This is a genomic window from Kitasatospora sp. NPDC001225 (genome assembly GCF_053597855.1).
Map to the genome: position 1 here is coordinate 1 of NZ_JBSFJC010000367.1, position 2,316 is coordinate 2,316.

A 2,316-nucleotide genomic window follows, 5' to 3' on the forward strand; every position below is an offset into this window, starting at 1 on the left:
GAGGACGTGATGGTCGCGATCATGGCGCCGCGCTCCGGCAAGACGAGCGGCATCGCGATCCCCGCGATCCTCGCCGCGCCCGGGCCCGTGCTGTTGACCTCGAACAAAGCCGCCAACGACGCCTACACGGCGTGCGTGGACGCCCGGGCGAAGGTCGGCAAGGTCTGGACGCTCGACCCGCAGCAGATCGCGCACCACCCACGCGAGATGTGGTGGGACATTCTCGCCGACGCCCGCGACCTCGCCGGCGCCAAGCGCTTGGCCGGGCACTTCGTCACGGCGAGCGTGGACGAGTCCAGCGGCTCCGACTTCTGGTCCACTGCCGCGAGCAACACGCTGGGGGCCCTGTTCCTGGCTGCCGCGAGCCACCGCCGCCCGATCACCGACGTGCTGGCCTGGCTCGCCTCGCCTTCCGACCGCACCCCCGTCGACCTGCTCGGCGACGCCGGCCACCACGCGGTCGCCGCCCAGCTCCAGGGCACCGTCACCGGGGCCACCGAGACCAGGGATGGGATTTTTGAGACGGCGCGGCAGTACGCCAGCTGCCTGCTGGACCCGGAGATCGCCGCCTGGGTCACCCCCACCAAGGGCGTACCGGAGTTCAAGCCGTTCGACTTCGCCTCCTCCCGCGACACGCTGTTCCTGCTCAGTAAGGACGGCGGCGGCTCCGCCAGCGCGATCATCGCGGCGGCGGCCGACGCGGTGATGCGCGCCGCTGTCATCGTCGCCGAACGCAACGGCGGCCGGCTCGACCCGCCCGCGCTGTGCGTGTTGGATGAGGCCGCGAACGTCTGCAAAATTTCTGACCTCCCGGACCTCTATTCCCACCTCGGCAGCCGAGGCGTCATCCCGATCACCATCCTCCAGAGTTACCGGCAGGGCCAGCGCTGCTGGGGCGAGGCCGGCATGGATGCCCTCTGGTCCGCGGCCACCGTCAAGGTCATCGGCAGCGGCATCGACGACGCTGACTTCGCGGACAAGCTGTCGCGGCAGATCGGCGAGCACGATGTGCAGACCGTCTCCGTCTCCAACTCCAACAGCGGCAAGTCGACTTCGGTGTCGATGCGCACCGAGCGCATCCTGCCGCCCGACGAGATCCGCGCGCTCCCCAAGGGCAAGATCCTGCTCTTCGCGACCGGCATGCGGGTTGCGATGCTCGACCTCAAGCCCTGGTACAAGGAGCGCTCGGCCAAGGAGTTCGGCCCGGCTTCCTCCCGCGCCACCAAGGCCATCACCGAGCGCGCGCTCGCCAAGGCCGCCCACAGCCGCGACGACTTCACCCTCTCTGCCTGAGCACCCCGCCCGACGGCGCCGGTCGACAGCGCCCCCAGTCGGCGCCGCACGTCCTTCCCCACCTCGCCTCGATTCCCCTTGCTCTCCGGGAGTTCTGCATGTCCGATCCGAACGCCGTCAAGCGCCCGCGCGTATCGGCTCCGCTGTCTGGGGCGCCGGTGTTCTGGCGCGGGGGCCACTGGTGGCTGGTTACCGGGGCCGGTTCCCTTCTCGCCTCCGACCCGGTGTTCACGGGTGAGCTGGACCGGTTCGCCGCTGCCAGGGCCGCCGCCGACCGCGAGGTCGCCCATCTGCGGGCCGAGGGCGACGGGGCAGCGTGATGGACCCGCTGCTCACGGGGGAGCAGGCCGTGCTCGGCGCGGTGCTGCTCGATCCGCGCCAGCTCGATCGCCTGGGCTGGCTGGAGCCGCGCGACTTCTACCGCCCAGCCCACCAAGCCCTGTTCGGCGCTCTGCGCACCCTCGGTGGTGCCGGGCACCCCGCGCTCGCCGCCGAGGGTGCCGTGCCGCTGGCCTGGTTGAACGACAGCCTCGCCGAAGCCGGTCGGCACGTCCAAGGTCTCACCGCCTCCTACCTGCATGCCCTGATCGCGGCCTGTCCGCGCCCGGCCAACGCGCCGGTCTACGGCCGGATGGTGCTCGAAGGCTCCATCCACCGCACCGTCGCCGAGCATGCCGCCCGCCTGCTCGCGGTCGCTGAGGAGGGCGCCCGGCAGCACGAGGCCAACGGCACGGTCGCCCAATCCGACGTCCTGGTGGGCGTCCTGGTCGACCTCGCCCGGCGTTGGGGAACCCCGCCGAGGCCGCAGGGCCCTGCCGTGCCGCCGGCCGTCGTCGCTGCCGCACCTGCGGCGGGCCAGATCGAGGACGAGCGGTTCCTGCTCGCGCTGCTCGTCCACCAGGACGGGGCGATCGGCGAGGTGTTCGGCTGGCTGCGGCCCGGCGACTTCGCCGACCGGGGCCATGGCCACCTCTACCGCTGCCTCGGGGCGCTCCACCACCGGGGGGAGCCGATCGACCCGGT

At 71.9% G+C, this 2,316-nt stretch carries 3 protein-coding genes; all 3 read left to right on the top strand.

Going from position 1 to position 2,316, the window contains the following annotated elements; all coding sequences use genetic code 11:
- Nucleotides 1–1,293: type IV secretory system conjugative DNA transfer family protein (locus ACWDCZ_RS40485; RefSeq protein WP_449818608.1), on the top strand; the 1,293-nt coding region annotated here is incomplete at its 5' end.
- 98 nt (nt 1,294–1,391) lie between these two features.
- Nucleotides 1,392–1,613, top strand: a complete 222-nt coding sequence (locus tag ACWDCZ_RS40490) for a hypothetical protein (protein ID WP_387976764.1) — start codon at nt 1,392–1,394, stop codon at nt 1,611–1,613.
- Nucleotides 1,613–2,316 (top strand): DnaB-like helicase N-terminal domain-containing protein (locus ACWDCZ_RS40495; protein WP_449818609.1); only part of this gene is annotated, 704 nt, incomplete at its 3' end. The genes ACWDCZ_RS40490 and ACWDCZ_RS40495, both read left to right, overlap by 1 nt.